Annotated in this window: 2 protein-coding genes and 3 pseudogenes; 2 read left to right on the top strand and 3 right to left on the bottom strand. The window is 48.4% G+C overall.

Annotated elements, in window-relative coordinates:
* Window positions 1–129 (top strand): annotated as a pseudogene (locus ACKTSG_RS14350) (IS30 family transposase); the annotation flags it as partial.
* 56 nt (window positions 130–185) lie between these two features.
* Window positions 186–5,267 (top strand): SpaA isopeptide-forming pilin-related protein, encoded by a 5,082-nt coding sequence (locus ACKTSG_RS13185; RefSeq protein ID WP_407895412.1) that lies wholly within the window; start codon window positions 186–188, stop codon window positions 5,265–5,267.
* Window positions 5,268–5,381: 114 nt separating this feature from the next.
* On the opposite strand, the gene ACKTSG_RS13180 is transcribed toward ACKTSG_RS13185, so the two are convergent.
* The 3 genes and pseudogenes from ACKTSG_RS13180 to ACKTSG_RS13170 all read right to left on the bottom strand — a co-directional run.
* Window positions 5,382–6,377, bottom strand: coding sequence for a WxLIP family cell surface protein (locus ACKTSG_RS13180; RefSeq protein ID WP_407895410.1), 996 nt, complete (start codon window positions 6,375–6,377; stop codon window positions 5,382–5,384).
* Between the two features lie 156 nt (window positions 6,378–6,533).
* Window positions 6,534–6,866 (bottom strand): annotated as a pseudogene (locus ACKTSG_RS13175) (MIP/aquaporin family protein); the annotation flags it as partial.
* A gap of 75 nt (window positions 6,867–6,941) precedes the next feature.
* Window positions 6,942–7,142: pseudogene (locus tag ACKTSG_RS13170) on the bottom strand (IS30 family transposase); the annotation flags it as partial.

Raw genomic sequence — 7,142 nt, 5'->3', positions numbered from 1 at the left:
GACATCTCTACAATCACAGACGAAGAAATCAATCGAATGGTGTGGCAAATTAACACTCGCCCTCGCAAGATGTTTGGTTGGAAATCTTCGCTGGAAGTCTTCTGGTCGGAGATGTTCCACTTAGCTTAACAATTCAAGTACAATAAAAAGTGGATACAGTATAGGTAATTGGAGGATGAAAAACGATGAAAGAACAAAAATCACATATGAGTTTGGTAGCTCGATTCGTATACATCTTCGCAACTATCGTAACGGTATTTGCGCAAATGGGTGCGGCAGTACCTGCCATGATCACAGCAGCGGATGATGTCGGTTTAGAGCTGACAAAATGGAGCAAGTCACCATATGATGTAGATTCTGACATTCGCCTGAGTTTTTCAGCGAACTTGGATAACTATCCCAAAGATAAGTATCGTGATATCCAATTCAAAATCAATGAAACTGATGAAAATGGCAAAGCAACCAATAGCAAGGCGACATTTGATCCTGCTGCGACTAAGGCTTACGCTGAAGAGAATAACCTCACAGTAAGCGGGCCCACGAAAAGTGAGGATCACACTGAATACACGTATAGCAACGATGTTGAGGAATATCACATTTGGGTATTTGCTGATCACAGCATTCGAGTTGAGTGGCCTAAAGGCACCACTGGCACGAAAGCAGGATTTATCGCGATGAAGGCCAAAGAAGCTTCCACCAAGGTCACTTTGACGCCGACTTTTGTTGGGAGCACTGCCGCAAACGACACGCCTGTGGATTTGCAAGCGGGCAAGGCAACGGATTTTATCATTAACCCAGCGCCAGTTCAGCCTACAACGCAAATCGATGGTAGCACGTTCCGGTTTGAACCCGGTATCGTTGGTAAACTTGATACTAATGAGGATAAGACCCCTTATCGTGTGTCTGCGTTCCCACTTTTCTATACCAAGGACGATTCAACGTATGCATTTACTTACAACAATAATGCTGTAATTGGTAATGGTGGCGACAAAAACGCTTTAAATAATTTGCGCAAGGCGGTTATTGCTGGCGCGGCTTACGGTTCACTGAGTGGTGCCAAGTCAACGACCAACAAGCAGCCGGCTTACTTTGAAAACTTCCATGAAATTAATGCGGATGGCACGATCAAAACTGGTACCGAGAAAAAGTTTGAGGTAGGGAAGACTTATACGCTCCTTCCGTACAACCCAGCAGCAGGAACGAAAACTGGCTTCATGCGAATCAACGACCCCAGCCTTCAAAGTTATAAATACTATATGCCAGATGGCCTGCCACAAATTACTGTGGATGAATCGGGAATGCATTTGACAGGTGATTCTGCTGATGGTCATGCGGTCAAGGGGCAATGGCAAGCTACTGGTACGACACTCAGCGTTAAATTGTACCATGTCAAGAAAGTCAAAGTTGTGGACCAAGACGATCATGTCGTCAAAGGCGCCACATTGACGTTGAAGAATACGTCAGGAAATAGCAGTTTCTTACACGGTACCACCAAAGACGATGGGACAGGTGATTTGTATCCAAGTGATAATCCCAACTCTGATGCCACGCACCCGTTCTACTATCCTGCTGGGGATGAAGCTTTTGACAAGCTGACACTGCCTGCTGGGTATACGCAAGATATCGCCTTTTCCGGCATGACTTTGGATACTAAGGCTGACACGTTATCGTTATCAGACGATGCCAAGAATGCCAAGATTGTTGATGATAATCAAACATTGCAACTGACGGTGCATCATGACGACCCGAATGAGAATCCGGCTAATAGTCAAGTTAACATCAAGAAAGTCTCTAAAGATGATGGCAAGGCTTTAGCAGGCGCTACTTTCAATGTTGTGGAACAAAAGAACACGACGGGTGACAGCTGGAACACCCCTTCTGGCACCACTTTGACTTCGGATGCTAGTGGGATGGTTCCAGGCATCGCCGTTGATGCGAAATCAAACGCGACGACCCGTACTTTCCTGATTGCTGAAACACACGCTCCGCAAGGTTATGCTATCGGTAACTCCGCTGGGTACTTTGCTACCTGGACGAAAGGCAAAGGCTTTACCTCTGTTGGTATGCGTCTTACTGATCAAAGCGCGTCTTCAAGTGACGGTTTGGTTTCGATTGATGCAGGTACTTTGGTCATTGCTGATCCAAAAGCTAGCACCTCTGGTGGTACTGGCAATAACGGTGGCACACTGACGATCAAGAAGATCGACAAGAATAATCCTAATGCAACGGTGCCTGATGGGGCAACCTTCACCATCACAATACCTGCAACTGGGGACTCTTTAGGGTCTCAAGCCACAAAGAGTGGTAAAGCCACTTTCAACTTAGGTCAAGCAACTTCAGCCGATAAAGTCCTTAAAGTCGTTGAAACTATCGCCCCAGCTGGTTATGAAGCTAATACCAACAAGCTAGGATATTATGTGAGGATCCAAGCTGATGGGACGATGACGGTCGCAGACGGACCAGATGTGTCGTCTAATATTACCAAGACCCAAACTACAGACGGTGTCATCAAAGTCGCCACCAGCAGTGATGGTCACATGATCACTTTTGGCGACGTCAAACAAGCGGGCCCTGGTAACGGTGGGTTTTTCTCCCTGCAAAAACTGGATAAAGACAACGCATTGACGGCACTTTCCGGCGCAGACTTCACGTTAAATGAAGTCCTTCCTAACGAGGTCAAGTTCATCGACGAAGCCAAAACGGGTACTGATGGGAAGCTGAAGTTTGACTTAGGAACGCCAACATCTCAAGATCGCTACTTCGAGTTGTCCGAAAAGACCGCGCCAGTTGGTTACACACCTGCCGCCAACGCGTACGCGATCAAGGTCGCAGTTGATGGCACCGTATCGGTGGCACCACTGGATGCTGCTAGCCAGAAGACGGTTGGCGGCAGTGATGCCGGTGCGGCCTTCAAAGCCATTTCGACGCTTGGGTTTGCACCGAAAACCACAGATGGTACCGTGACTGTCGATGGTATCGGCGTCAAATTCTTAGATAGTAAGATTGTCGTTCAAAAAGATGTCGGCTTCTCAATGAAGAAGACTGATGCCAGTGATCCAACTAAAGGCGTCACTGGGGCTGCAAAATTCACCATTCAACGTCTCGATGCTAATCAAAAAGCAATCGATTTGGCGACAGTCACCACGAGTAACGGTGATGTTGTTAAAACATTGCTTAAAGACCAGTCGGTAACCAAAGGAATCTTTAGCATCCACGAAGATACCGCACCAGCTGGTTACGTTCAAGACACCAATACCTACTATTTCAGCTGGAATGCAACCGCTGGTGTGACTGGCGTTTCGAAGAATTTTGGCACCACTGACTTCACTGATCAAAGTGTGAAAAATGCTGATGGCAAGCAAGTTCTCGCCGTCGAAAAAGACGTTTTGAACTTCAGTGACGTGAAGACGCCAGCACCTGTCATTAAGCTCAAAAAGCAAAATGCGCAAGGCCAGCCTTTATCCGGCGCAAAAATGGTCATTACCGAAACTAAGGCGAATGGTGGTTCCTATGGCGCCACTGATAAATTGCCACAACAAACATTGATCACTCACGATGACGGAATATTCCAGTTCACGCCAACTGCAACAGCTGCTGGTTCGACACATTACTACAAAGTCACTGAAGAAACAGCACCAGCTGGTTACGCGATAGGTAAAGAGACCCTGATCGTCTACAAAGTCGGCACTGGGGTCATCGGTGTCAAAACCGTAGAGGGTAATACTGTCGCTGATAGTGCTGGCCCAATGACTTGGTCCAAAGCAGATCAACTCATCACTTACACCGATCAACCGCTGAGCTTTAAGCTACAAGTTCGCCGGCAAGTCGGTAACGCTGATAACTCGGATAAGAAGCTAGAAAGTGTGAAGAAATCAGTTGCTGTCAAACTTGAAGATCTTGATGATCCTGGCCTCACGTTGAATTACACAGCTGATTCAGAGTCTGGTGACATCACGGTAGATGAAGCAGAATTGGCCGCAAAGCTGAAACTGGGTACCATTCCAAGTACAGGTCAAATCAATTTCAGACTCACTGTCGATCCTGCAAGTGCTAGTTCCTTCACGGTGCCGGCACCTCGAAATGTGATCTTTAAGTGGGGCGCGACTGGTGGGTTCTTCATTGATACCAAGCAAAATGATCAAATGGTGTCGGATTTCAACACGACCAAACCCGTTCCCAACAATCCTATGACATTGGGCAATTTACGCATCATGTTACGCCGCGACACTTTAGTTGCACAACCTTCTGCCACCGATGAAAACGGCCAAATGGCGAACATTCCAAATGCCGCCTTCAACTTGACGTATCAAGATGCCAACGGCCAAGTTGTCGGCACACAAATGGTGACGACTAATAAAAATGGGGTTGGATTGATTCAAGAGCCAAGCGCGATTTTTAAAGGTAACGTACCACTCAAGACGGACCTTACTGTTACGATGACTCAAGCTGAGAATCAGACAGTCAAGGGCTACGAACAGTTTGATAAAACTGCGACGCTGACTTATAACACTGAAAATGGGTTCACAACTACCCAACCCGGTAGTATCGTGACCTCTGTTGTACAATATGATCCGGAATCAGACGGTGTCGATTCCGAATTAGATGCAGGGATCGGTATTATCGACTCGCAAAGCGGTATCACCGCGCAACAGTTTTACTTTGGTGGTACTCAACTGATCGTTCCGCTTGATAAAATCATCAATGTTGATCTCGTCGATGTTCCGCAAAGGCTGAATTTCGGCCACGCCGAAGCATTGTCTGGTCCTCAAACGCTGAACCTGTTGCCAAATTCGACGCCAAATGATCAAGAAGCTCAGTTTGATCTCGATAAGCTGAATGACACTACTGCTACTACCACGGAGACCAATGATGAGTCCGATCAACCAGGCACAGACGTTTTACGGGCGAAAGTGCTTCAAGATGGTGGCCCGCTTGCCAGCGGTTGGCAATTGAAACTAGGCATGTCACAACTGACTAGCGAAAATGGCGATACGATCTCTGGTGGGTCTGTCACTTTGGGCAAACCGACAGTCTCTCGTGGCGATGAGCAGTTGGACATTGGCACAGCTCAAACGGTCAGCTTGGGCGGTGATCAATCTGGCTCTGGTGACTCAAATCTGGTTGAAACAGGAATCGACAGTGACACCGGTGATTATACAATTGATTGGGACGTCAAAGACGTTAAGATGAATCTTCCGGCAAATGTCGGGGCAAACAAAACCAATTATCAATCAACGATGACTTGGGCCTTGACTTGGGCGCCATGATCCACCACAAAAGGCTTTCGCTAGACCTGCAGTATAAAGGTCAGGCGAAAGCCTTTTTGCATGTCTCAAACCATTCAAAAACGCCACCTGACGATCGATCAGATGGCGTTTGGCTTATTCATGACGATGACTACGCAGGTACCAGACATACCAGCCTAATGCCGAAGCGATGGCGATCATCACTGCCACCACCCAAGCGGGGAAGGGGCCGGTATGGGCAGTTTGAGTTTTGGTGGTTTGGGTTTTCATCACTGGGTTCACGACCGTAAAGTCGTCTTCGAAGTGCCAGTTTTGTTTACCGTTTTGCGCGGTGACCACCAAATGGTAGGTGCCAGCTTTCAAAGCTTGGGGCTTGGTGGTCAGTGGAAAGGCCATTTGCGCATTAGGTGCCAACTTGATGCCGGCGAGTTCATGGTGCAAGACTTGCTTGTTTTTGTGGAAGACTTTGGCGGAAACATGTAAGCCTTGTTGTAGCATTGGCGCGGGGTTTTCCAGTAAGGCTGAAACATTGCTACCAGAAGCGTTAGTCGAAACTTCAGCGCCGTTGAATTGCAGCTGCGGCGTATAGGTCGGCAGGGTTTTGGTGGCTTGTAGCTGGATGCCAATGGCGTATCCAGGTCGTGAGGTGATGCCCACTGCGCCGCCGCTGCCAGCGTCTTGGTCGACTTTTTGCACGTTTAGCGCGCCAAGCAAAATGCCAGACCAGGCAGTTTTAGGCGCGGTGAGTTTCAAGCTGATGCGGCGGGTGCTGTGCGGGTCAACAGTATAAGTATGCGGTTTGGGGAACAGGGACTCAATATTGACTTTCAAGGATTTCGTCGGCTTGGCGCCATGTTCAGAATAGCTGGTATTGCCATCTGGACTGGTGCCGGCGCGATTCACCGACACGGCGAATTTGTGTGAGCCGGAATCGGTGTTTTGGATCAAGAAAGTTAAGTTTTGGGTCGTGCCAGGGGTCACCAGCAAGTCGTAATATTGGAGTTTTTTATCGATTTGATTGCTGGGGATCTCTGGGGCAACTTGGAAATTCACCTCAGCGGCATGTACCGCGTGGCCACCGCCTGCGACCCCAGCCACTAGCGCCGCCATCAGTAATAGTCGTTTAAACATCGATCCACCTCCATTCTACATGTAGTGTACCAGCTAATTGGCTGCTGATCCGTGCAATTCTAATAAAATTCTGTTCTAAAATTTGGCGCGATTGGCCTTGACTTAGACAAGAAAAAACGATGCCGAGATGATCGGCATCGTTTGGGTGATTTTGGCTTACATGAACACGTTCTTGTATAAGGCAATCGCTAAGATCCCGGCTAAAATCGGCGCTAGTACCGGTACCCAAGAATAGCCCCAATCGCTGGAGCCTTTGTGCTTCAGCGGCAACACTTGGTGTAGTATCCGCGGCCCCAAGTCACGCGCCGGGTTCAGCGCTGGCCCAGATGGTCCGCCGAAGCTGGCCACCAAGGTCCCGACCAAAAAGCCTAGCGCCATATGCGCGGTGCCTAAGTTGTTGGCGAAAAATGGGGCTTTGGTGATGCCCAACGCGGCAAAAAACAAAATAAACGAGCCGATAAATTCGTTGATAAAGCCGTTCGTTTTGCTTCGCAAATTGCAAGAACAAGTTAGCCACCCGTGGCACGACACCGTGAGATGAACTGTTATCTTTGATGAGTTGAGTTAGCTGGCTACGACTACCTTGGCAGCTCGTCGCTGAGCTCGAGCGCGCTCAGCGACGAAGACTTCCTCGGTCATCCGATATCTGAGTTGGCGACGAGGGAGGCGGTTGAGCCGATCTTGAGTTTCGGCGACAGCTTGTGGGCTGACAGCGTCTAGGGATTCACCTTTGGGAAAGTCTCGCCGAACCATCTTATTGTGGAC

Origin of the sequence: Lacticaseibacillus salsurae, assembly GCF_045862175.1 — a bacterium.
Taxonomy (GTDB): Bacteria; Bacillota; Bacilli; order Lactobacillales; family Lactobacillaceae; genus Lacticaseibacillus; species Lacticaseibacillus salsurae.
Note: the sequence above shows the minus strand (reverse complement) of the source record. Positions and strands in the feature narration are given on the sequence as shown.